This is a genomic window from Microbacterium thalli, from assembly GCF_028737325.1.
Classification (GTDB): domain Bacteria; phylum Actinomycetota; class Actinomycetes; order Actinomycetales; family Microbacteriaceae; genus Microbacterium; species Microbacterium thalli.
The window spans coordinates 1,589,533-1,610,738 of record NZ_JAQZCH010000001.1 but is presented as its reverse complement, the minus strand read 5'-3'; the positions used below and the strand labels follow the sequence as shown (position 1 = coordinate 1,610,738).

General features: G+C 69.5%; 22 protein-coding genes and 1 tRNA gene. 8 read left to right on the top strand and 15 right to left on the bottom strand.

Annotation, left to right across the window (positions count from 1 at the left end; all coding sequences use genetic code 11):
* Positions 1-6: 6 nt before the first annotated feature.
* Genes PUW82_RS07870 through PUW82_RS07860 form a run of 3 tightly spaced genes read right to left on the bottom strand, consistent with a single transcriptional unit; the run spans position 7 to position 1,336 of the window.
* Positions 7-417 (bottom strand): DoxX family protein, encoded by a 411-nt coding sequence (locus tag PUW82_RS07870; RefSeq protein WP_274221712.1) that lies wholly within the window; start codon positions 415-417, stop codon positions 7-9.
* A 9-nt stretch (positions 418-426) separates the two neighbouring features.
* Entirely contained in the window at positions 427-888 is a 462-nt protein-coding gene (locus PUW82_RS07865) for a DUF3817 domain-containing protein (protein ID WP_274221711.1), read from the bottom strand.
* A gap of 22 nt (positions 889-910) precedes the next feature.
* A complete protein-coding gene (locus PUW82_RS07860) occupies positions 911-1,336 on the bottom strand; it encodes a MarR family winged helix-turn-helix transcriptional regulator (RefSeq protein ID WP_274221710.1) in 426 nt (141 codons plus the stop codon).
* 364 nt (positions 1,337-1,700) lie between these two features.
* Here PUW82_RS07860 and PUW82_RS07855 point away from each other — a divergent pair, with 364 nt between their 5' ends.
* Both PUW82_RS07855 and PUW82_RS07850 read left to right on the top strand, forming a co-directional pair.
* Entirely contained in the window at positions 1,701-2,156 is a 456-nt protein-coding gene (locus PUW82_RS07855; protein ID WP_274221709.1) for a MarR family winged helix-turn-helix transcriptional regulator, read from the top strand.
* 19 nt (positions 2,157-2,175) lie between these two features.
* Positions 2,176-3,480, top strand: coding sequence for an MFS transporter (locus PUW82_RS07850; protein WP_274221708.1), 1,305 nt, complete (start codon positions 2,176-2,178; stop codon positions 3,478-3,480).
* Between the two features lie 89 nt (positions 3,481-3,569).
* On the opposite strand, the gene PUW82_RS07845 is transcribed toward PUW82_RS07850, so the two are convergent.
* From PUW82_RS07845 to nrdH, 5 genes are all read right to left on the bottom strand, one after another.
* Complete coding sequence (locus tag PUW82_RS07845; RefSeq protein WP_274221707.1) at positions 3,570-4,739, bottom strand: RtcB family protein; 1,170 nt, start codon at positions 4,737-4,739, stop codon at positions 3,570-3,572.
* A 341-nt stretch (positions 4,740-5,080) separates the two neighbouring features.
* Entirely contained in the window at positions 5,081-6,058 is a 978-nt protein-coding gene (nrdF, locus tag PUW82_RS07840) for a class 1b ribonucleoside-diphosphate reductase subunit beta (RefSeq protein WP_150420223.1), read from the bottom strand.
* Between the two features lie 35 nt (positions 6,059-6,093).
* A complete protein-coding gene (nrdE, locus tag PUW82_RS07835; protein ID WP_274221706.1) occupies positions 6,094-8,262 on the bottom strand; it encodes a class 1b ribonucleoside-diphosphate reductase subunit alpha in 2,169 nt (722 codons plus the stop codon).
* On the bottom strand, positions 8,232-8,681 hold the full coding sequence (gene nrdI / locus PUW82_RS07830; RefSeq protein WP_274221705.1) for a class Ib ribonucleoside-diphosphate reductase assembly flavoprotein NrdI: 450 nt from the start codon (positions 8,679-8,681) through the stop codon (positions 8,232-8,234). Before nrdI ends, nrdE begins: the two co-directional genes overlap by 31 nt.
* A gap of 4 nt (positions 8,682-8,685) precedes the next feature.
* Positions 8,686-8,919: a glutaredoxin-like protein NrdH gene (gene nrdH / locus PUW82_RS07825; RefSeq protein ID WP_023954603.1), complete on the bottom strand. Its 234-nt coding sequence runs from the start codon at positions 8,917-8,919 to the stop codon at positions 8,686-8,688.
* Positions 8,920-9,277: 358 nt separating this feature from the next.
* Here nrdH and PUW82_RS07820 point away from each other — a divergent pair, with 358 nt between their 5' ends.
* Positions 9,278-10,483 carry an MFS transporter gene (locus PUW82_RS07820; protein ID WP_274221704.1) on the top strand — a complete coding sequence of 402 codons (1,206 nt, stop codon included), beginning with the start codon at positions 9,278-9,280 and terminating at the stop codon, positions 10,481-10,483.
* A gap of 15 nt (positions 10,484-10,498) precedes the next feature.
* Here the strand turns inward: PUW82_RS07820 and PUW82_RS07815 are convergent, their stop codons facing one another.
* Entirely contained in the window at positions 10,499-10,906 is a 408-nt protein-coding gene (locus PUW82_RS07815; RefSeq protein ID WP_274221703.1) for a pilus assembly protein CpaE, read from the bottom strand.
* Between the two features lie 145 nt (positions 10,907-11,051).
* Between PUW82_RS07815 and PUW82_RS07810 the strand changes: the two genes are divergently transcribed.
* Genes PUW82_RS07810 through PUW82_RS07800 form a run of 3 tightly spaced genes read left to right on the top strand, consistent with a single transcriptional unit; the run spans position 11,052 to position 14,030 of the window.
* Positions 11,052-12,224, top strand: a complete 1,173-nt coding sequence (locus tag PUW82_RS07810) for an acyl-CoA dehydrogenase family protein (protein ID WP_274221702.1) — start codon at positions 11,052-11,054, stop codon at positions 12,222-12,224.
* Positions 12,225-12,271: 47 nt separating this feature from the next.
* On the top strand, positions 12,272-13,552 hold the full coding sequence (locus tag PUW82_RS07805) for a DUF445 domain-containing protein (RefSeq protein ID WP_274221701.1): 1,281 nt from the start codon (positions 12,272-12,274) through the stop codon (positions 13,550-13,552).
* A gap of 4 nt (positions 13,553-13,556) precedes the next feature.
* Positions 13,557-14,030, top strand: a complete 474-nt coding sequence (locus PUW82_RS07800; RefSeq protein ID WP_274221700.1) for a SixA phosphatase family protein — start codon at positions 13,557-13,559, stop codon at positions 14,028-14,030.
* A gap of 8 nt (positions 14,031-14,038) precedes the next feature.
* Here PUW82_RS07800 and PUW82_RS07795 read toward each other — a convergent pair whose 3' ends face one another.
* The gene (locus tag PUW82_RS07795) at positions 14,039-14,515 is read right to left on the bottom strand and encodes a YbaK/EbsC family protein (RefSeq protein ID WP_274221699.1); all 477 of its coding nucleotides are present in this window, start codon (positions 14,513-14,515) and stop codon (positions 14,039-14,041) included.
* A gap of 95 nt (positions 14,516-14,610) precedes the next feature.
* Between PUW82_RS07795 and PUW82_RS07790 the strand changes: the two genes are divergently transcribed.
* On the top strand, positions 14,611-15,681 hold the full coding sequence (locus PUW82_RS07790; protein WP_274221698.1) for a Glu/Leu/Phe/Val dehydrogenase family protein: 1,071 nt from the start codon (positions 14,611-14,613) through the stop codon (positions 15,679-15,681).
* 84 nt (positions 15,682-15,765) lie between these two features.
* Here PUW82_RS07790 and mgtE read toward each other — a convergent pair whose 3' ends face one another.
* The 3 genes from mgtE to PUW82_RS07775 form a co-directional block, all read right to left on the bottom strand.
* A complete protein-coding gene (gene mgtE / locus PUW82_RS07785; protein WP_274221697.1) occupies positions 15,766-17,124 on the bottom strand; it encodes a magnesium transporter in 1,359 nt (452 codons plus the stop codon).
* A 412-nt stretch (positions 17,125-17,536) separates the two neighbouring features.
* Positions 17,537-18,103 (bottom strand): NADPH-dependent FMN reductase, encoded by a 567-nt coding sequence (locus PUW82_RS07780; RefSeq protein WP_274221696.1) that lies wholly within the window; start codon positions 18,101-18,103, stop codon positions 17,537-17,539.
* 118 nt (positions 18,104-18,221) lie between these two features.
* Positions 18,222-18,294, bottom strand: a tRNA-Ala gene (locus tag PUW82_RS07775).
* Positions 18,295-18,351: 57 nt separating this feature from the next.
* Between PUW82_RS07775 and PUW82_RS07770 the strand changes: the two genes are divergently transcribed.
* On the top strand, positions 18,352-19,542 hold the full coding sequence (locus PUW82_RS07770; RefSeq protein ID WP_274221695.1) for an amidohydrolase family protein: 1,191 nt from the start codon (positions 18,352-18,354) through the stop codon (positions 19,540-19,542).
* A gap of 28 nt (positions 19,543-19,570) precedes the next feature.
* Here PUW82_RS07770 and PUW82_RS07765 read toward each other — a convergent pair whose 3' ends face one another.
* Both PUW82_RS07765 and PUW82_RS07760 read right to left on the bottom strand, forming a co-directional pair.
* Positions 19,571-20,473: a large exoprotein gene (locus tag PUW82_RS07765; protein ID WP_274221694.1), complete on the bottom strand. Its 903-nt coding sequence runs from the start codon at positions 20,471-20,473 to the stop codon at positions 19,571-19,573.
* 65 nt (positions 20,474-20,538) lie between these two features.
* Entirely contained in the window at positions 20,539-21,186 is a 648-nt protein-coding gene (locus PUW82_RS07760) for a GNAT family N-acetyltransferase (protein WP_274221693.1), read from the bottom strand.
* Positions 21,187-21,206 lie beyond the last annotated feature (20 nt).

The window sequence follows — 21,206 nt, the reverse complement described above, 5'->3', positions numbered from 1 at the left end:
GGTGGGTCAGCCGGTGTGCTGCGAGGCTCCGCGCGGGCCCGAAGTCGCCCACAGCGCCCACGCGACGAGGACGGGCTGCAGGAAGAGGCGGCCGAAGCGACGCGCGTCGGTGTCCAGACCGGGAGCGGAAGCACCGGAGCGCCATTGGTGCACGTTCCCCGGGAAGACGGCGACGAACAACGCCGCGACTGCGGCTCCGACACGCCGCCGCTCTCTCGGCAACGCGATGAGTCCGGCGCCGAGCATGAGCTCGACGGCACCGCTGGCGACGACGATCATGTCCTTGTCGGTCCGCAGGACGCGTGTCGCCCAGTCGGGGACGGCGATGCGATAGCCACGTCGCAGAACGGTGAGATGCGCCGTTCCGGCGACGATCAGCAGAGCGGCGAGGGCGAGACGAGCGACGGTGCGCGGCATCCGTCCACGCTACGCCCGCCCGGGCGGCCCGATGAGCAGCAGCACGACGTACGCGGCGATGATCCCGACGGCCAGGATCACCGCGAGCACCGCGGGACGCCGGACGAACCAGCGCAGGAAGCGATCGAGCCCGCGCGCGTCCCGCGGATCGTCGGTCGCCTCGGTGCGCCACTCGCCGGCGAGCAGACCCCGCCGGTTCAGGACGATCTCCGTCGGGATCGTGGCGTACGGCACGACCGCGGCCCCCACGGCGCAGACCGTCGGCAGAAGCGACCAGCGGTTGTTCCATGCGACGAGCACCGCCGTCGCGCCGTAGCAGAGGAAGACGAAACCGTGGATGCCGCCGCCGATCGTGACCGCCACCGGCTGGTCGAAGAGCGCCCGGACGATCAGTCCGGCGATCAGCAACGTCCACGACACCGCCTCCGCGAACGCGAGGAAGCGGAAGGCGGTCAGCGGGGTTCGGAACACCCCCGAACCCTACCCGGCGGGTCTAGACGATGCCTGCGCGGATGCCGTCCATCGAGGCCGCCAGCCGGGGCATGTTGTCGCTCAGTGTGGAGTCGAGCTCGAGCAGTCGCTGGTGCGCCTGCTCCATGACGGCGATCCCCTTCGGGGTGATGCGCAGATCGGATGCCGAGCCGGCGTGCGCGGTCGCATCGGCGACGAGCCCCTCGTCGACCAGCGTGCGGACCGCGGTGTGCGCGGACTGCACGGTGATGTGCGAGCGCCGCGCGAGCTCGGAGAACGAGATGCCCGGTTCCGAACCGATGTGGCCGAGCAATCCGAACTTGCGGGTGGAGAGGCCGAGATCTCGCAGCGCGGCCGAGAGCCGCCCTTCCCACGACGCCGACACGGCGATGAGCGCGATCACCGGGCTGAACCGCGGTTCGCGCTGAGGGAGAGTGGTTTCCGACACGCCCTCGATTGTAGGAGGCGGTGTGCCTTCTGCGTGGGTGATCGGACCGGAGAAGATTGTGTCGTCATCGCCGACCCGTCGGCCACCTGTAACGCCTCGTTCACCGGCCGTCAAGACCCGGGCGCGCAGCGGCGCCCCCGCGCATGATGGTGCAAAGCAAGAGGCGGGGAGGATCGACATGATTACGCACGACGAGCAGAACGAGCAACACACCGACATCCGCGGCGAAAAGCCGTTCGGTCAATGGCTCGGACTCATCAACGGCGGCCGCTGAACGCCTGACGACTGCCCCCGGCGTCCTTTCTCGCGAGAAGGATGCCGGGGGCAGTGTCATGTCCGGCACCGCCGGTTGTATAGTTTTGCTATGCATTTTGAGCCGGAGCCCGGCGCCAGCGAGTCGGACACCGCCGCCATCCGTCTGATGTCGGCCTCGAGCCGGTACAACCGGGCCGTGGCGCGGCGAGTCGAGGCGCCGACCGCGGCCGGAACCTGGCGAGCGCTCGCCGCGCTGCACGAGCTCGGGCCCACGCGGGTAAGCGATCTCGCCGAGTGGCAGCGCGTGAGCCAGCCCACGATGACCACCCTCGTGCGCCGCATGGAGCAGCAGGGCTGGGTGGAGCGGCATCCCGATCCGACAGACGGACGGGCCACGCGGGTGTCGATCACCGACGACGGGCGGGCGCAGTTCCAGCGTTTCCGCGCGCAGGCGCTCGAGCTGACCGGGCCCGCCTGGGCACGGCTGACCGAAGCCGACCGGGCGACCCTCGCCCGCGCAGCGGACCTGCTGCGGGCATTGCTCGACGAACCGGAACTGCGATGACGATGAAAGGAAGGTACGCGTGACGAGCGCAACACGAACAGAGGGTCGGACAAAGCCGGCGGCCGAGAGCGCGAAGGCGTCGATCTGGCGACAGCCCGTCGCGGTCTGGGCGATCGCCTTCGCCTGCACGGTGTCGTTCATGGGCATCGGCCTCGTCGACCCGATCCTGCCGGCGATCAGCCGCGAGCTGGACGCGACGCCGTCCGAGACGATGCTGCTGTTCACCAGCTACCTCTTCATCACCGGTGTCGTGATGCTCTTCGCGAGCTGGGTGTCGTCGCGCCTCGGCGTGAAGAACACGCTTCTGCTCGGCCTCGCCCTGATCGTCGTGTTCGCCGCCGCGGCGGGACTCTCGGGCGGCGTCGTCGAGATCATCGGCTTCCGAGCCGGCTGGGGCGTCGGCAACGCCCTGTTCATCGCGACAGCACTGGCGGCGATCGTCGGGGCGGCGAGCAGCGGAAGCCGTCAGGCGATCGTGCTCTACGAGGCATCCCTCGGCATCGGCCTCGCCGTCGGCCCGCTGCTCGGCGGCGCGCTGGGCGAGGTCTCGTGGCGGGGACCGTTCTTCGGTACGGCGGCCCTCATGGCGATCGCACTGCTGGCCATCCTCGTGGTGTTCCGCTCCCCCGCCCCCGCGGCCGGTGCGGCCACCCCTGCGAAGGTGTCGTTCTTCGCGTCGTTCCGGGCGCTGCGGAACCCTGCCCTGCTGACGCTGTCGCTGACGGCGTTCTTCTACAACGTGGCGTTCTTCGTGCTGCTGGCCTACAGCCCGTACCCCATCGAGTCCGCCGCAGCGCAGGCCGGGATGACGTTCGGTGCCCACGAGCTCGGGCTCGTCTTCTTCGGCTGGGGCCTCGCGGTCGCCCTGACCTCGGTTCTCGTGGCGCCCGTGCTCACGCGCCGGCTGGGCTTGCGGCCCGTGCTGTTCGCGATGCTCGGGCTGCTCGCCGTGGCCGAGGCCGTGCTCGCGATGGGCATCGACAGCGCCGCGGTGCTGATCGTGACGGTCATCGTCGCGGGCCTGTTCCTCGGCGTGCTCAACACGGCGCTGACCGAGGCCGTGATGGAGGCGACCGACCTGCCCCGGAACGTCGCGAGCGGCACGTACTCGGGCGTGCGCTTCATCGGCGGCGCGATCGCCCCGGCAGTCGCGGGTCCGCTCGCCGCCGCGCTCTCGCCCAGCGCACCGTACTGGCTCGGCGTCGCGGCGCTGATCGTGGCGATCGCGATCCTCGCCGCCGCCGGCCGCACCCTCGCGCACCTCGGACGACCGCACGAGAGCGCGGTAGCCGAGGCCGCCGACATCGGCCAGGGCGACGCCTGACGCCGGCGCGGAGGAGATCGGCGCAACGGAGGGCGGACTCCAGCGAGACCGCCCTCCGATGTGCAGCCTTCCTCCGATAGGGATGCGGGTCAGTCGCCCTTCACGTTGACGAGCTGGCGCAGGGTGTGGCGCACCTCGACGAGGTCGCCGGCATCCTGCATCACCCGGTCGATCGGCTTGTAAGCCTGCGGGATCTCGTCGATGAAGGCATCCGTGTCGCGGAACTCGATGCCCACCATCGCCTCACGCAGCTGGTCGTGCGTGAAGGTGCGGCGTGCGGCCGACCGCGAGTACTCGCGGCCCGCGCCATGCGGCGAGGAGTTGAGCGAGAGCGGGTTGCCGAGCCCCGAGACGACGTACGACGCCGTCCCCATGGACCCCGGGATGAGGCCAGGACGGCCGGCATCCGCCTGGATCGCGCCCTTGCGCGACACCCACACCTGCTTGCCGAAGTGCTTCTCGCTCTCGGTGAAGTTGTGGTGGCAGTTGATGCGCTCGAGCTCCTCAACATCCGTGCTCATCGTCTCGGACAGCTGACGAGCGACGCGGTCCATCATCTCCTCGCGGTTGAGGAGCGCGAAGTGCTGCGCCCACCGGAGCTCACGGATGTAGCGCCGGAACTCCTCCGTGCCCTCGACGAGGTACGCGAGGTCGGGGTCAGGCAGGTCGATCCACCACTGCTTCGCGAGGCGCTGCGCGACGCCGATGTGGTGCGTCGCGATTCTGTTGCCCACTCCCCGTGAACCCGAATGCAGGAACATCCAGACCGCGTCGGTCTCGTCGACCGAGACCTCGATGAAGTGGTTGCCCGACCCGAGCGACCCGAGCTGGTTCCGCCAATGCCCGGCATAGCGGGCGGGGTCGAACTCGTTCTTCTCGGCGAGCTCCTCCAGCTCGGCGATGCGCGGCTCCGCCGTCGCGACGATTTTGCGGTTGTCGCGACCCGCCGAGAGCGGAATCGCCCGCTCGATCTGCTCGCGCAGCGCGGCCATGTCGCGGCCGAGCAGCTGCGCCTTGGTGAACTGCGTGCGGACGGCGATCATGCCGCATCCGATGTCGACGCCGACGGCCGCCGGCATGATCGCCCCGAGCGTCGGGATGACCGATCCGACGGTCGCCCCCTTGCCCAGGTGCGCGTCCGGCATGAGCGCCAGGTGCGGGTGGATGAACGGCATCGCCGACGCGGTGCGAGCCTGAACGAGAGTCTTCTCGTCGATGATGCTCGCCCACGACAGCAGCCTGTTCGACAGCTTCTCCATGGTTCCTTTCCTTGTGATGGCGGTCCCGGGACGGGCGCATGGAGAGGAACACACGAACGCCCCGGACCTGTGCGGTGCGGGGCGTTTTGACCGTGGCGGTGTCAGACGTCTCGCACCGGAGGGTACGGCTCATTGCGGAGCTGGAACTGGTCCAGGTCCGCGGCGATCAGGCGCTCGTTGCGCATGGTCATGTCGTTCCTCCGGTGATGCTGTGCCTCGTGGCGCAGCCTGGCAACACTATGCGTAGGCCCGGCGCGGCGTCAACGAGAAAGTGGCGCGTGCGCCGGGAACCGCCGGAGCGATCCCGTCACACGCGCCACTTTCGTGTCGCTACGTGGAGCTTAGAAGTCCCAGTCCTCGTCTTCCGTAGCCTCGGCCTTGCCGATGACGTACGACGAGCCCGACCCCGAGAAGAAGTCGTGATTCTCGTCGGCGTTCGGCGACAGGGCCGACAGGATCGCCGGGTTCACGTTGGTCACCGTGGCGGGGAACATCGCCTCGAAACCGAGGTTCATCAGCGCCTTGTTGGCGTTGTAGTGCAGGAACTTCTTGACGTCCTCGGTCAGGCCGACGGCGTCGTAGAGGTCCTGCGTGTACTGCACCTCGTTGTCGTAGAGCTCGTAGAGAAGCGAGAACGTGTAGTCCTTGATCTCGTCGCGCTCGGGCTGGGTGAGCTTCTCCATGCCCTTCTGGAACTTGTAGCCGATGTAGTAGCCGTGCACGGCCTCGTCACGGATGATGAGGCGGATGATGTCGGCGGTGTTCGTCAGCTTCGCCTTCGCCGACCAGTGCAGCGGCAGGTAGAACCCCGAGTAGAAGAGGAACGACTCGAGCAGGGTCGAGGCGACCTTGCGCTTGAGCGGCTCGTCGCCACGGTAGTAGTCCATGACGATCGAGGCCTTCTTCTGAAGGTTCGGGTTCTCGACCGACCAGCGGAACGCGTCGTCGATCTCGGGCGTCGAGGCGAGCGTCGAGAAGATCGACGAGTAGCTCTTCGCGTGCACCGACTCCATGAACGCGATGTTCGTGTAGACGGCCTCCTCGTGCGGGGTGATCGCATCGGGGATGAGCGAGACGGCGCCGACGGTGCCCTGGATCGTGTCGAGGAGCGTCAGCCCCGTGAACACCCGCATCGTGAGGGTCTGCTCGTCGGGCGTCAGCGTGTTCCACGACTGGATGTCGTTTGACAGCGGCACCTTCTCGGGCAGCCAGAAGTTGTTCACCAGACGGTTCCAGACCTCGAGGTCCTTGTCGTCCTGGATGCGGTTCCAGTTGATCGCCTGCACGTGGTCGACGAGCTTGAGCGGTTCGGGAGTCATGTCGCTTCAGTTCCTGGTTCGGGTTCCGGCATCCGTCACAGCATGCAGCTGACGCACTCGGACATGTCGGTGCCCTCGAGCGCCATCTGCCGCAGGCGGATGTAGTAGATCGTCTTGATGCCCTTGCGCCAGGCGTAGATCTGAGCCTTGTTGATGTCGCGCGTGGTCGCGGTGTCCTTGAAGAACAGCGTGAGCGACAGGCCCTGGTCGACGTGCTGGGTCGCGGCGGCGTACGTGTCGATGACCTTCTCGTAGCCGATCTCGTACGCGTCCTCGTAGTACTCGAGGTTGTCGTTCGTCATGAACGGCGCCGGGTAGTAGACGCGGCCGAGCTTGCCTTCCTTGCGGATCTCGATCTTCGACGCGATCGGGTGGATCGACGACGTCGAGTTGTTGATGTACGAGATCGAGCCGGTCGGGGGCACCGCCTGCAGGTTCTGGTTGTAGATGCCGTGCTGCTGGATCGATGCCTTCAGCTCGCGCCAGTCGTCCTGCGTCGGGATGTGGATGCCGTCGAACAGACCCTTCACCTTGTCGGTCTGCGGTGCCCACTCCTGCTCGACGTACTTGTCGAAGAACTCACCCGACGCGTAGGTCGAGTCGGGGAAGCCCTCGAAGTACGTCCCGCGCTCGATCGCGATCTTGTTCGACGCCTGCAGGGCGTGGAACAGCACCGTGTAGAAGTAGATGTTCGTGAAGTCGATGCCCTCTTCGGAACCGTAGAAGACGTGCTCACGCGCGAGGTAGCCGTGCAGGTTCATCTGCCCGAGACCGATCGCGTGCGAACGGTCGTTGCCGTCCTCGATCGAGCGAACCGAGGCGATGTGGCTCTGGTCGCTGACCGCGGTGAGAGCGCGGATGCTCGTCTCGACCGTCTGGGCCAGGTTCTTGCCGTCCATCGCGAGCGCGATGTTCATCGAGCCGAGGTTGCAGGAGATGTCCTTGCCGATCTGGGCGTAGGAGAGGTCCTCGTTGTAGGTCGTGGGGGTGTTGACCTGGAGGATCTCCGAGCACAGGTTGGACATGTTGATCCGGCCCTTGATCGGGTTGGCCTTGTTCACCGTGTCCTCGAACATGATGTACGGGTAGCCCGACTCGAACTGGATCTCGGCGAGGGTCTGGAAGAACTCGCGCGCGTTGATCTTCGTCTTCTTGATGCGCGCGTCGTCGACCATCTCGCGGTACTTCTCGGTGACCGAGATGTCGCCGAAGGGGACGCCGTAGACCTTCTCGACGTCGTAGGGCGAGAAGAGGTACATGTCCTCACCGTTGCGCGCGAGCTCGAAGGTGATGTCGGGGATGACGACACCCAGCGACAGCGTCTTGATGCGGATCTTCTCGTCAGCGTTCTCACGCTTGGTGTCGAGGAACTTCAGGATGTCGGGGTGGTGGGCCGACAGGTAGACGGCACCGGCACCCTGACGCGCGCCGAGCTGGTTGGCGTAGCTGAAGCTGTCTTCGAGCAGCTTCATGACGGGGATGATGCCCGACGACTGGTTCTCGATCTGCTTGATCGGAGCGCCGGCCTCGCGGATGTTCGACAGGAGCAGCGCCACGCCGCCACCGCGCTTGGACAGCTGCAGGGCGGAGTTGATGCCGCGGGCGATCGATTCCATGTTGTCTTCGATGCGCAGCAGGAAGCACGACACGAGCTCGCCGCGCTGGGCCTTGCCCGTGTTGAGGAAGGTCGGCGTCGCGGGCTGGAACCGGCCCGAGATGATCTCGTCGACCAGCTGGATCGCGAGGGTCTCGTCGCCGTCGGCGAGACCGAGGGCGGTCATGACGACGCGGTCCTCGAAGCGCTCGAGGTAGCGCTTGCCGTCGAAGGTCTTCAGCGTGTAGCTCGTGTAGTACTTGAACGCACCGAGGAAGGTCTCGAAGCGGAACTTCTTGCCGTAGGCGAAGTCGTTGAGCTTCTGGATGAACTCGAGCGAGTACTTCTCGATGACGGCCGGCTCGTAGTACTCCTTCTCGACGAGGTAGTCGAGGCGCTCCTTGAGGGAGTGGAAGAAGACCGTGTTCTGGTTGACGTGCTGCAGGAAGTACTCCCGCGCCGCACGCTTGTCGGCGTCGAACTGGATCTTGCCGTCCGCCCCGTAGAGGTTGAGCATCGCGTTGAGGGCGTGGTAGTCGAGACCCTCGAACCGCGTGTCGACCTTGAAGCCGTTATCGGTCAAGGCTGTTTCCAGTGCTGATTCCACCATCGTTCCAATCCTGCGCTCACGCGCTCGACGTCTTCGGGCGTGCCGAATAGTTCCACCTTGTCCAAGTGCGGCACGGAGCACTTGCGGCTGATGATGTCGCCGGCGAGGCAGTACGTCTCGCCGAAGTTCGTGTTGCCGGTGGAGATGACTCCACGCAGCAGGGTGCGGTTGCGCTCGTCGTTCAGGAACCGGACGACTTGCTTGGGCACCGCACCCTTCTCCTCACCGCGCCCCTGTCCCCCGCCGTAGGTGGGGGTCACGAGCACGAAAGGCTCGGTGATGACGAAGGGCGTCGGTGAGGAGTGAAGGGGGATGCGGAGCGCGGGCAGTCCGAGCTTGTCGATGAATCGCGCGGTGTTGCCCGAGACGCTCGAGAAGTACACGAGCAGAGGCGCCCGCGTCGCGACCGCCGTGCTCATGAGGTCAGGCGAAGCGAGCGGCCAGCTCGTCGATCTTGTCGGGGCGGAAGCCCGACCAGTGGTCCTCGTCGGTGATGACGACGGGGGCCTGCAGGTAGCCGAGCGACTTGACGCGCTCGAGCGCCGCCGGGTCCTCGGAGAGGTCGAGGACGTCGTATTCGATGCCCTTGGAGTCCAGCGCACGGTACGTCGCGTTGCACTGCACGCAGGAGGGCTTGGTGTAGACCGTGATCGCCATGTCGAGTGGGTTTCCCTTCGCTTCTTACGCATCTCCGGCTGTGATCTCGCCGGGACCTCAATACTACATATGGGTGCCGACATCGGGGGGCACCACAAGGGGTAGTAGTTACAAGTCTGTAGTTTTGCACCGCTCTCCCCAGGTACAACACAACTTGTCCACCGTTTCATCCACAGTCGACGGCCAACTTCAGCCGCCGTCTGGAGGCGTGATTCCGCGGTTTCCACCGGCCGCTCGAGCGACTGTCCACAGCTCGGACGGTAGCCGCGCCCGCAGACATCCGATTCCGACGGATCGATCGGTTTCGGCGTGTCGCGGCGTGTCGGCGGAGGGCTCGCGGAGTCGCTACCGTGGAGGGGTGGCGGGATATGGAGAACTGCTGCGCACACCGGGTGTCGCGCGCATCATCGCCGCACAGTTGACCGCGCGCTTTCCGAACGGGATGACGAGCCTCGCCGTCCTGCTTCACATCGAGCACGTGACCGGTTCCTACGGGGCTGCCGGTCTGGTCCTGGCGGCCACCTCAGTCGGACAGGCCGTCGCCGGACCGGTGACGAGCCGGTGGATGGGCGTCTGGGGTATGCGCCGGGTGCTGACGCTGACCCTCGCCGTGTGCGCCACCGCGATCGCGCTGCTCGCGCTGCTCCAGGTCTCGCTGCCGATCTACATGCTCCTCGGGCTCGTCGCCGGACTGTCGACGCCGCCGGTGCAGTCGGCGGTGCGGACGATCTACCCCAAGATGGTGACCTCGCGTCAACTGACGCCGCTGTTCTCGCTCGACGCGTCGCTGCAGGAGATCATCTGGATCATCGCCCCGGTGCTCATCACCTTCGTCGCGTTGCAGGCCGGCACGGTGCCGGGGCTGCTCCTGATCGTCGTGATCCTCATCGGCGGCGGAGCGTGGTTCATCGCCTCGCCCGAGCTCGGCCGTGTGCGCATCCCCCGCAGCCGCCGCAGCCTCGGACGTGTGCTGCTGAAGCCGCCCGTGGCATTGGCCACAGCGACGGGCTTCCTCCTCATCGGCGCCTGCTCGGCGGTCGAGGCCGGGGTGGTCGCCTCGTTCGGCCACGGCGGACTCGAATCGGGCATCGTGCTCGCGGTCTTCGCGGTCGGCAGCCTCGCCGGCGGCCTGTCGTTCGGCCACATCCCGATCGGCCGCTGGGCGATGGCCCGCCGCTTCGCGATCGTCACGGTGGGTCTGACCGCGACGATCTTCTCGCTCAACGCGTGGTGGCTCGGCGGGTCGCTGCTGGTCGCGGGCATCGGCATCGCCCCCGCGCTGGCCGTCATGTTCGCCATCACCTCGGCGAGCGTGAAGTTCAGCGAGACCGCCGAAGCCTACGGCTGGATCGGCACCGGGCAGCTGATCGGCGCCGCCGCGGGATCAGCTGTCGCCGGCTTCCTGATCGACGGGGTGGGCCCGCAGGGCGCATACATCGCCGCGGCTCTGTTCGCGGCCGCCGGGCTCATCGTCGCGGCAGCCTGCGTGCGCTGGTTCCCCGACCTGCGTGGTCGCGACTCGTCGCCGATCCCCGACACCGAGCCGGTGCACACCATCACGTGACCCCGATCCCGAGCCTCAGTCGGTGACGCGGCGGAGCATCTCGAGCACGGCCGCGGCGTACGCGTCCTCGGGCTGCGGGTGCTCGAACGACAGCGCCTCTCCGGCGAGCTCGATCTCGACGCGGTGGGTGTCGGCGAGGCGGCGGAGGCTCCGGAACGCCCCGCGCAGCATCTCGCGCAGCTGATCCTCGCGCGGCAGCCACAGGGCCTCGTCCAGCGCGACGGAGTCGAGCGCCCACTCGGTGGTGCCGTTGAACGCCAGGATGGTCCCCGTCGGATACCGCCTCGGCTCGATCGTCATCTCGCTGACGGTGAAGACATCGGCCTCGAACTCCGGCTCGTTCAGCTGGAAGCGGTCGCCCGAACCCGGGTGCCAGACCAGTCCGGCTTTCCGCAGGGCGAGGGCTGCGTCGGTCGAGATCATGACCCCATCCTGCCCCGGCTCGTCGGGCTGGTCGCGCTACTTCCTCAGATCCGGCATCTCCCCCGCTCCTCCGGCTCCCCCGGGGCCACCCACCCGCCGGATATGAGGAGTTGTGGCGCCGCCCCCGGGCCGACCCGGGAGCAGAATGGATGCCGTGAGCGACTTCGACCCGGCCCGATACCTGCCCGACGACCTCCTCGAGCGCATCCGCAGCTGGGCAGCGGCCGTCGACGCCGGCAACGTGTTCCCGGACGAGGACCTCGTCGAGCTGCGTGCCGCCGGGTACCTGGCGATCCTCGTGCCCGAAAGCCTCGGCGGCGCCGGCCTGTCGCTCGCGCAGGCCTCCGTTCTGCAGCAGCGCCTCGCCGGCGCGGCCCCCGCCACCGCGCTCGCGATCAACATGCACCTCGTCTGGACCGGCGTCGCGAAGGTGCTCGCCGACCGGGGCGACGACGCCCTGCGCTTCGTCCAGGAGGGCGCGGCCGCCGGCGAGGTCTTCGCCTTCGGCATCAGCGAGGCGGGCAACGACCTCGTCCTGTTCGGCAGCGACACCGCCGCCACGCCGCAGCCGGACGGCGGCTACGCCTTCACCGGCACCAAGATCTTCACCTCGCTCGCCCCCGTCTGGGACCAGCTCGGACTGCACGGTCTCGATACGACGAGCGCGGACGCCCCGCGCCTCGTGTTCGGGTTCGTGCCCCGCACCGACGCCGTCCGCACCCGAGACGACTGGGACACCCTCGGCATGCGCGGAACGCAGTCGCGCACGACCGAGCTACACGAAGCCATCGCTCCCGCCGACCGCGTCGTGCGCCGCCTGGCGCCGGGTCCGAACCCCGACCCGCTGGTCTTCGGCATCTTCTCGGTGTTCGAGCTGCTGCTGGCCTCGGTCTACACGGGCATCGCCCGGCGGGCGCTCGACCTCGCCGTCGAGACAGCCCACACGCGCACCTCGAAGAAGACCGGCCGCTCCTACAGCCAGGACCCCGACATCCGGTGGCGCATCGCCGACATGGCTCTGACCTACGACGGGATGCTGCCGCAGCTCGACGTCATCGCCCGCGACATCGACGCGCGTGCCGATCACGGCGCGCTCTGGTTCGCCAAGCTCAGCGGACTCAAGCACCGCGCGGTCACGGCGGCCAAGCGCATCGTCGACGAGGCGATGCTCGTCGCGGGCGGTTCGTCGTACTTCTCACGGTCGGAGTTGAGCCGCCTCTACCGTGACGTGCTGGCGGGCCAGTTCCACCCCTCGGACCCCGAGTCGGCGCACAGCACCGTCGCGGCCGCCTGGCTCGGTCCGGTCGACCCCGCCTGACGCGAGGTTCCGGCCCCCGCCGCGGACCCGCGTGGGAGGATGACCGGATGGCACCTACGCCGACATCGCTGCTGTCTCCCGCGGACCAGGTCCGCCGACAGGGCCTGCGCCGGATGAAGGCGGTCGCCCTCGGCGCCCTGCTGTTCATGGCCGTGGTCTTCGCCGTCTCGTTCCCGCTGCAGCAGGCGATCCCCGCATTCGGCTACGTCCGGGCGGCTGCCGAGGGCGGCATGGTGGGCGCCCTCGCCGACTGGTTCGCGGTGACCGCGCTGTTCCGGCATCCGCTGGGCATCCCCATCCCGCACACCGCGATCATCCCGAGGCGCAAGGACGAGATCGGTCGGACGCTCGGCGAGTTCGTCGAGACGAACTTCCTCGAGGCCGGCGTCATCCGCGAGAAGCTCGAGTCGATCGGCGTCGCGGCCCGGGTCGGCAGCTGGCTGCGCCGCCCCGACAACGCCGAGCGCGTCGCGGCCGAGGCCTCCGCCGTGGCATCCGGGATCCTCACCGCATTGAGCGACGACGAGGTGCAGGATCTGCTCGAGGACCTCGCACGCGATCACCTGCTCGCCCCCTCGTGGGGGCCGTCGCTCGGCGGCTGGCTCGACCGGGTCGTCGACACCGGCGCGCACCACGGCGCCGTCGATCTCGCCGTCGACAGCATCGAGACCTGGCTCGTCGCGAACCGTTCGGTGTTCACGGGACTCGTGTCGCGCCGGCTGCCCTCGTGGGTGCCGTCCGTCGCGACGCGCCTCGTCGACGACACCGTCTATCGCGAGGCCCTCGCCTTCGTCGCCGCCGTCCGTGCGGACCCCGACCACCCCGCCCGCCGCGCCATCGACGGCTATCTCACCCGTGTCGCCGACGACCTGCAGGGTGAGACCGAGACGGCGGCCCGGCTCGAGGCCGCCAAGGCCGCGGTGTTCGACAGCCCGCGGGTGCGCGCCCTCGCCGCCGAGGCGTGGGGTACCGCCAAGGCGGGACTCGTCCGCTCACTGGGCGATGCCGACAGCCCGCTGCGCCGACGCATCGCCGCCGCTCTGGCTGAGATCGGCGACCGCCTGGCGACCGAGCCGGCACTCCAGCAGCGCATCGACGCGCGGGTCACGGATGCCGCAGCGACGCTGGTCGACCGGCACCGGGCCGACATCGCCTCGATCATCACCGATACGGTCGAACGCTGGGACGCGCAGGAGACGACCGAGAAGATCGAGCTCATGGTCGGCCGCGACCTGCAGTACATCCGCCTCAACGGCACGATCGTCGGCTCGCTGGCCGGCCTCGTGATCTTCACCATCGCGCACGCCGTCTTCGGCGCGGGAGGATGAGCAGATGACCACCCTGACCCTCGTGCGCCACGCCAAGAGCGACTGGGGCTCCCCCGGCCTCGATGACCACGACCGGCCGCTCAACGAGCGCGGGCAGCGCGACGCACCCGCCATGGCGCAGCGCCTCGCCGCCTCGGGCACCCCGGTCGACCGGCTGCTCGCCTCGACCGCCCTGCGCGCCCGGACGACGGCGGCCGCGTTCGGTACGGCATTGGGACGCGAGCCCGAGCTTCGCGACGAGCTGTACGGCGCGGGCGCCCGGGTGCTGCTGGACGCCGCTGCCGGCTCGGGGGTCTCGTCCGTGCTGATCGTCGCGCACGACCCGGGGATGACGGTGCTCGCCGAGCGCCTCTCGGGGGGCGGCATCGCTCACATGCCCACGTGCGCCGTCGCGACCTTCACGTGGTCGACCGACGATTGGGATGTCGCCACCGCGATCGGCCCGGACGACTGGAGCTTCGACAGCCCGAAAGGCTGACGGGTCGGTCAGACGACCGCGACGACCGTGCCGGCGGTGAGCCGGACGAGCTCGTCGAACGTGAGCGGGAACACCGTGTGCGGCGTCCCGGCCGCGGCCCAGATGCGCTCGTACGTCGCGAGGTCCTCGTCGACGACGGTGCGCAGCGGCGCGGGGTGCCCGGTCGGCGCGACGCCGCCGATCACCTGGCCCGTCGCGGCACGCACCTGCTCGACGGTCGCGCGACGGATCTCTCCCCGCCCGAGACGCTCGGCCAGACGCGCGGTGTCGACGCGGTGCGCGCCGCTGGTCATCACGAGCAGCGGCTCGCCGTCCGACCAGAACACGAGGCTGTTGGCGATGGCGCCCACCTCGACGCCGAGCGCGGCGGCCGCGAGGGCCGCGGTCGAGGCGGCATCCGGCAGCACGACGATGTCGCCCGCGATGCCGGCGCCGCGCAGCGCCTCGTGGACGATGCGGCTGCGGGAAGGCAGGTCGGTACTCACATCGTCACTCTAGAAGAGGCAGAATGGGCGGGATGCCGCAACGCCGCGGCGTCACAGAGCACGAGCCCACAAGGCTCCGCCGAAAGAGGATCGCGATGACCCACGCCCTGCCCCTTCCCGATTTCACGCACGAGCGCGTGGAGGTGATCACGGGGCGGCGCAGCGGCCTCTTCATCGCCGCCGCGCTGCACTCCTCCGTGCTCGGCCCCGCCCTCGGCGGCGCCCGCATGTGGAACTACCCGCACTGGAGCGACGCACTCGGCGACGCGCTGCGCCTGTCCGCGGCCATGACGCTGAAGAACGCCGCCGCGGGCCTGGATGCCGGTGGCGGCAAGGCCGTCATCGGGCTGCCGCCCGGCACCGTGCTCGATGCGGAGCGCCGGCGGGCCGCGTTCCTCGACCTCGGCGATGCGGTCGAGTCCTTGGGCGGGCTGTACCGGACGGCGGAGGATGTCGGCTCGACGACCGACGACATGCTCGTCGTGAGCGAGCGCACCGAGCACGTCGTCGGGCTTCCCGATCGGGTGGGCGGCTCCGGCGAACCGGCGGGGCCGACGAGCATCGGCGTCTACGCGTCGATGACGGCGACGCTCGAGCGCGCGGTCGGCACCGCCGATGTCGCCGGGCGCCGCATCACCGTCGCGGGCCTTGGCCAGGTCGGCAGCCGGCTCGCGCTGCAGCTGGCGGCCGAGGGGGCCGTGCTGACCGTGACCGACGTCAACCCGGCCAAGAAGGAGCTCGCAGCCGACCTGGGCGCCGCATGGGTGGATCCCGCGGAGGCCCACCTCGCGACCGCGGACGTGTTCGTCCCCGCCGGCATCGGCGGCGTGCTGACCGACGAGGTCATCGACGCGCTGGACGCGCGCGCGGTCTGCGGACCGGCCAACAACCCCCTCGCGCACCGTGCGGGTGCCGACCGGCTCGCGGCGCGCGGCATCCTGTACGCCCCGGACTTCGTCGTGAACGCCGGCGGTGTCATCTACCTCGACCTCGCCGCGAAGCAGCGCGCACGGGCCGAGATCATGGCGCGGGTCGAAGGCATCGGCGACGTTCTGCGCCGCATCTTCGACGAAGCCGATGCCCGCGCCGTCACGCCCCTCGCGGCTGCGGAGTCGCTCGCCGCGGAGCGTCTGGCCGCCGGCTCGGCGCGTTCCGCTCTCGTCTGACGCCGACCCGGCTGGGACCGGGTTGCACGGCATCGTGTCGGACACGTCCCTTGCAACCCGGCACGCGGCCGGGGCGGCATCCGGTCAGATCTGCAGGATCGCGCGGGCGATGAGGAAGTAGAGCACCAGACCACTCGCGTCGACGAAGGTCGTGATGAACGGGTTCGAGAACACCGCGGGGTCGACGCGGATGGCGCGGGCGAGCAGGGGCATGACCCCGCCCACGGTGGCGGCCATCGTGCAGACCGCGATCAGGGTCGTCCCGATGACGAGGCCGATGAGCGGGTCGTACACGAGCGCGGTGACGCCGAAGCCGACGACACCGAGGATCGCGCCGAGGAAGAACCCCACGCGCACCTCGCGGGTCAGCACCCGCACGACGTCGCGGGGCCGGACGTCGCCGAGCGCCAGCGCGCGCGTGACCGTCGTCGCCGCCTGGTTGCCGGTGTTGCCGCCGGTTCCGATGAGCAAGGGGACGAACAACGCGAGCACCGTGATCTGCTCGAGCGTCGCCTCGAACGCCGACAGCACCTGCACCGTGAGCGTCGCGCCGACGGCGAGCACGAGCAGCCAGACGACGCGTGAGCGCACGATCTGCAGGATCGGCGTCGACAGGTACGGCCGGCGCAGCGGTTCGGCGCCTCCCTGACGGGCGGCATCCTCGCTCTCCTCGTGCTCGAGGATGCGGGCTGCGTCGTCGACCGTCAGGATGCCGACGAGACGCTCTTCGCTGTCGACGATCGGGAGCGCGAGCAGCCCTCGCTCGGTGCAGCGGCGGGCGGCGTTCTCGGCGTCGTCGTCGACCCCCGCGGTCTGCGCCGGCTGCATCGTGTCGCGCACAGCGTCGGTGGGCGATGCGGCGAGCAGGTCGCGCAGGCTGACCACGCCCACCACGCGGCGACCGGGATCCACCACCGGCAGGGTGTACACCGTCTCGGCGTCGTGGAGCCGCGCCCGCACGCGCGTCATCGCCTCAGCGACCGTGCTGCCGACCGGGACCGAGACGAACTCCGGGCTCATCCGCCGACCGATCGATCCGCGGCGGTAGCCGAGCACGGCGGCGGTGAGGTCACGCTCGCGCGGCGGGAGACCCCGCAGCAGGCGCGAGGCCAGCGACGCGGGCAGCTCGTCGACGAGCCAGACCCGGTCGTCCGGGTCGAGGTCGGTGAAGATCTGCGCCACTTCGGCGTCGCGCAGGTCGCCGATGAGCTCACCCTGCAGGTTCGGCGACAGCTCTTCGAAGACCCGGAGTGCATGGTCCTTGGGGAGCAGCCGGTACGCGACCGCACGGTGCCGACCGTCGAGGCGTTCGAGGACCTCGGCGAGGCGCTCGGGCTCCACCTGCGCCAACGCCGCGGCAGCCGACGGCAGATCACCGCGCGACAGCGGGGCGGCGATGCCGTCGACGACGATGGTCAGTTCGTTGATCTGCTCTGGAGTCATGGGACTCTCCTCACGTTCGGCGCGCGCCGACGCCGTCAGGGGCGTCGGGTCGCGCGAAAGCCTGCGGGATGCAGCGCTCCGCTGGCTCGTCGCTCAGAACGTGAGGTCGTCGACGAGGAGGACGGCAGCGGGCGCGGCGCTGGGTTCGCGATGGCAACTATCACTGCTCATGGAGCACCTCACCTCGCTTCCTGGTCCTCGTGTGTCGACGGCTGCGGCCGAGTGGTGGCCGCAGGTCCGGGGCTCCGCCGCGCTCGGACCGCGCGAGAACCCCACCGGCCATCGTACCGCCCGGACCTGGGAGAACCCGGCCGTTCTCCCACACGTCACCGACCGGACAGCACCCGCCGCCCGGGGCATGCGAAGGGGCGCCGACCATGTTGGTCGGCGCCCCTGAGGCGAGGTCGCGGCGTCAGCTGACGGGGCTGAGTGTCTTCGCGACGTGCGTGTGCACGGCCTTCAGCCACGACACGAGGAACTCGACGGTCGACTCGTCGTTCACCGTGCCGTCCTCGTCGATGAGCCCATCCGTCAGCTGCAGGTAACCCTCGGGCTGCGCCAGCTCGGGCGAGGCGAGGAACGACAGGATCGAGCGCAAGTGCTGCTGCGCCACCGCCGTGCGGATGGGACCGACCGAGATGCCGATGACCGCGGACGGCTTGCCCGCGAAGCTGTTGTCGCCCCACGGCCGGCTCGCGGTGTCGAGGGCGTTCTTCAGCACGCCGGGCACCGAGCGGTTGTACTCGGGCGTCACGATGATGACACCGTCTGCGGACTCCACGCCCGCCTTGAACTCAGCGGCCTCGGCGGGGATCGCCGCGTCGTTGTCAGCCGAGTAGAACGGCAGCGCCGAGATCGGGATCTCGGTCAGCTCGAGGTCGGCCTGCGGCGCGAGCTTCGTGAGCGCGTTCGCGAGGCGACGGTTGATCGAGGTGGACGAGATGCTGCCGACGATGACGCCGATCTTGTACGTGGTCATAAACGAGACCTCCCGGAATCGATTCAGTTGCATACATTCTACGCTCTCCACGACGACGGCGTCTGAGAATGCCCGGGCAAACGAAAACGCCCACCGCGAGCGATGGGCGTTTCTTCGGTGGACCTGAGGGGATTCGAACCCCTGACCTCTTCATTGCGAACGAAGCGCGCTACCAACTGCGCCACAGGCCCGGAACTTCTCCACACTATCACGGCGTCGCGGGCGCTCTGTGCGCTCACAATGGGGGGATGCACCACCCCGCGGCATCCGTCATCCGAAACGTCCGGCTCGACGGGGGCTCGCCCGTCGACATCCGCATCGCCGACGGCGTCATCACGGGCATCGACGACTCGGCGGCAGCGGCATCCGACACCGCTTCGGACGGCGTCGTCGACGGGCGCGGCCTGCTGGCGCTGTCCGGGTTCGTCAACGCGCACGCGCATGTCGACAAGTCGTGGTGGGGGCTGCCGTGGCAGTCGTACGGCGGCGAGGGCGGCACGGACGGACGCATCCGCCATGAGCGCGCGCGCCGAGACGAGCTGGGTATCCCGAGCGTGGCGACGACGGCGCACGTGCTGCGCGAGTTCGTCCGACACGGCACGACGGCCATCCGCACGCACGTCGATGTCGACCTGGGCGTCGGCCTGCGCGGCATCGAGGCAGTCCGCGAGGCGGCCGCGGCCTACGGCGACGCCCTGCAGGTGCAGATCGTCGCCTTCCCCCAGGACGGAGTACTGCGACGCCCCGGCATGATCGACATGCTCGACTCCGCGGCGCAGGCCGGCGTCGAGTTCATCGGCGGGCTCGACCCCGCCGGCATCGACCGCGATCCCGTCGGTCAGCTCGACGCGCTGTTCCGCATCGCCTCCGACCGCGGCGTCGGCATCGACGTGCACCTGCACGACCCCGGTGACCTCGGCGCCTTCCAGATCGAGCTCATCATCGAATGCACGCTCGCGCACGGCCTCGCGGGCCGCGTCAACATCGCGCACGGCTTCGCGCTGGCGCAGGTGGATGCCGCACACCGCCACGACCTGCTGCAGGCCCTCGCCGCCCTCGACATCACGATGACGACCGTGGCACCCCTGCGCCTCCCCCAGCTGCCGCTGCAGGAGCTGGATGCCGCGGGCGTGCGGTTCGGCTTCGGCACCGACGGCATCCGTGACCTGTGGAGCCCTTACGGCACCGGCGATCTGCTCGGGATCGCCTGGCAGTACGCACGCGCGTCGGGCCTCGTCCGGGACGACGATCTCCGCCGCGTCGTCGAGATCGCCACGTCGGCATCCGCGCCGTTGGCCGGCCTGCACGCGGGCGGGCTGGTCGTCGGCGGCCGGGCCGACATCGTTCTGCTGGACGCGGAGAACGTCATGGACGCGCTGGTGAGGGCGCCGGAACGCGAGATGGTCGTCGGCAACGGCCGGATCCTGTTCGAACGCTGACGGCGATCCGGGGGTGCCGGCGCGGAGCTCAGCCGGCGGCGCGCTGCGCGAGCAGGCGACGCACGTGGTCCTCGATCGCCGCGTCGTCGACTCGCCCGGAGCGAGCGAAATCCGCGACGGGCACCTTGGCGGTGCGACCGGCATCGAGCGAGACAGGAGCGCGACGCTCGGCCTCACGCTGCATGGCCTCGCCCACAGCGGCCTGACGGAGGGCCTCGCGGGCGTCGACCTCATCGAGCACCGCAGCGGCGCGCGACCCGGCCGAGGCTGTGAGCGGGCGAGGAAGCTCACGCGGGGTCCAGGTGGTCCGGGCCTGCGAGAGCTCGAGATCGGGAATGACGGTGGCGGCTGCCGCGCTGCGCGCGACGGCGACGGGTGCGACGTGCGCGGCGGTGACGGCACGACGTGCGACGGCAGCGAGGCGGCGGAGCACGACCGTCGTGACCAGCAGCGTCGCGAGTCCCGCCCCGAGGACGGCGAGGGAGCCGGTCGTGGCCACGAGGAAGCCGCCCCAGCCGGAGACCGCGAGCGCGGCGACGGCGACGAGCGTCGCGCCCAGACGGACGCGACGGCGGACCCGGGCGCGGTGCTCGGGCGAAGCGAGGCGTTCGACGCGCGCCGCGCGGACGGCCTGGCGCGCTTCGGTGAGGCGCTGACGCTCGGCCTCGAGGCGGAGCTGCTCGTGTTCGTGCTGCACCTGACGGGCGAGCTTCTGCTGCGCCAGCGCGGTGCGCGTGGAGAGCTCGACCCGCACCTCACCCGGCGTCTCGGACGTTTCGGCGAGCACACGCAGCGCCTGGTTCAGGCGGACGGCGTTGCGTTCGGCGGCGTCGTAGCGATAGCGGCTGTGCCATGTCGGCAGCAGATAGACCATCCACAGCGCAACGGCGACGAGGACGATCACGCCGCCGCCGAGAACCTGCCCACCCATGGGTACACCGTACGTGCCACGAGCCGCCGCGCCGCGGCATCCGCCCGCGTGTCTGACGTTCTTGCTCAGGTTGAAGGTTCGAGCCCGGCCGCGCGGCGGTCGGCCAGCGGCACCGCGGCGGATCCCGGGGGCACCGCACCCTCGACCCAGCGGGCGAGGACGCCGCGCGGGACGTCCTCGGCGAGGAGCGCGAACGCGAAGTGGTCGCGCCAGTCGCCGTCGATGTGGATGTAGCGCCGGCGCAACCCCTCGTACCGGAACCCGAGCTTCTCGACGACGCGCAGACTCGCGCGGTTCTCGGGGCGGATGCAGATCTCCATGCGGTGGATCCGCAGCTCCTGGAAGCACAGGTCGGTCGCGAGGGCGACGGCGGTGGGCGTGATCCCCTTGCCGGCGAAACGCTCACTGACCCAGTAACCGATCGTCGCCGACGACAGGGAGCCGCGGGCGATGCCCCAGACGTTGAGCTGTCCGGCGACCTCACCGTCGTACTCCATGACGAACGGCACGCTGGCGCCGTCGCGGTACTGCTGCAGCAGGCGACGGATGCCCATGCGCATGTCGAGCGAGACCGGCCCGTCCGGGCTCGTCGCCTCCCAGCGCTGAAGCCACGACCGATTGGTCAGCAGTTCCGTCTGCAGGGGCCGGGCGTCACGAGGCCGGACGAGCCGGATCGCCACCGGTCCGTGGTGGCGCGGTGCGGTGGCATCCACGCGCGTTCCCGTCTGATCGG

Excerpts from the sequence above, each read along its gene's own strand:
- PUW82_RS07815 (WP_274221703.1), bottom strand. The coding sequence starts at position 10,906 with ATGATCTCGACCGACGCAGCCCTCGCCCTGCGGAAAGCCGGACTGGTC.
- PUW82_RS07845 (WP_274221707.1), bottom strand. The coding sequence starts at position 4,739 with ATGGAGAAGCTGTCGAACAGGCTGCTGTCGTGGGCGAGCATCATCGAC.
- PUW82_RS07855 (WP_274221709.1), top strand. The coding sequence starts at position 1,701 with ATGCATTTTGAGCCGGAGCCCGGCGCCAGCGAGTCGGACACCGCCGCC.
- PUW82_RS07790 (WP_274221698.1), top strand. The coding sequence starts at position 14,611 with ATGACCCACGCCCTGCCCCTTCCCGATTTCACGCACGAGCGCGTGGAG.
- PUW82_RS07800 (WP_274221700.1), top strand. The coding sequence starts at position 13,557 with ATGACCACCCTGACCCTCGTGCGCCACGCCAAGAGCGACTGGGGCTCC.
- nrdE (WP_274221706.1), bottom strand. The coding sequence starts at position 8,262 with ATGGTGGAATCAGCACTGGAAACAGCCTTGACCGATAACGGCTTCAAG.
- PUW82_RS07870 (WP_274221712.1), bottom strand. The coding sequence starts at position 417 with ATGCCGCGCACCGTCGCTCGTCTCGCCCTCGCCGCTCTGCTGATCGTC.
- nrdF (WP_150420223.1), bottom strand. The coding sequence starts at position 6,058 with ATGACTCCCGAACCGCTCAAGCTCGTCGACCACGTGCAGGCGATCAAC.
- PUW82_RS07780 (WP_274221696.1), bottom strand. The coding sequence starts at position 18,103 with ATGACCACGTACAAGATCGGCGTCATCGTCGGCAGCATCTCGTCCACC.
- mgtE (WP_274221697.1), bottom strand. The coding sequence starts at position 17,124 with ATGACTCCAGAGCAGATCAACGAACTGACCATCGTCGTCGACGGCATC.
- PUW82_RS07770 (WP_274221695.1), top strand. The coding sequence starts at position 18,352 with ATGCACCACCCCGCGGCATCCGTCATCCGAAACGTCCGGCTCGACGGG.
- nrdH (WP_023954603.1), bottom strand. The coding sequence starts at position 8,919 with ATGGCGATCACGGTCTACACCAAGCCCTCCTGCGTGCAGTGCAACGCG.
- nrdI (WP_274221705.1), bottom strand. The coding sequence starts at position 8,681 with ATGAGCACGGCGGTCGCGACGCGGGCGCCTCTGCTCGTGTACTTCTCG.
- PUW82_RS07805 (WP_274221701.1), top strand. The coding sequence starts at position 12,272 with ATGGCACCTACGCCGACATCGCTGCTGTCTCCCGCGGACCAGGTCCGC.
- PUW82_RS07810 (WP_274221702.1), top strand. The coding sequence starts at position 11,052 with ATGGATGCCGTGAGCGACTTCGACCCGGCCCGATACCTGCCCGACGAC.
- PUW82_RS07765 (WP_274221694.1), bottom strand. The coding sequence starts at position 20,473 with ATGGGTGGGCAGGTTCTCGGCGGCGGCGTGATCGTCCTCGTCGCCGTT.